At 44.4% G+C, this 315-nt stretch carries 1 protein-coding gene; it reads right to left on the bottom strand.

Going from position 1 to position 315, the window contains the following annotated elements:
* On the bottom strand, window positions 1-315 hold a 315-nt coding region (locus CBI42_RS12905; RefSeq protein ID WP_179211431.1), incomplete at both ends, for a hypothetical protein.

The raw sequence follows: 315 nt of genomic DNA, 5'->3' as shown, positions 1-315 counted from the left end.
GCAAATCCAGCTAGGAGTGGCACATTTACTAAACCAGTGCCGAGGTTGAGAATGTTTCCTGTGAGAATTGCAAAGGCCAATGCTGAGATAACTGAAAGAATTGGATTAGCAATTGAAGTAACAGCTAATAACGGAACAGCAAGACCTAAATGACCGAGAATGGAAATTGTTGTGGTTACCGCGCTGATCGTACCAATTACGAAACCAGCGATAAAGGTTCCCAAGTTGGCAAGTGAAACGACGCTTCTGGCAATGTTCGTAATTGTCTTGAAGATGAGTGGAAGTGCTGTGGCAGCTAATGCACCGACAGCAACT

Source organism: Streptococcus sp. KR (assembly GCF_002238115.1).
In the GTDB taxonomy this organism is placed as follows: Bacteria; Bacillota; Bacilli; order Lactobacillales; family Streptococcaceae; genus Streptococcus.
Note: the sequence above shows the minus strand (reverse complement) of the source record. Positions and strands in the feature narration are given on the sequence as shown.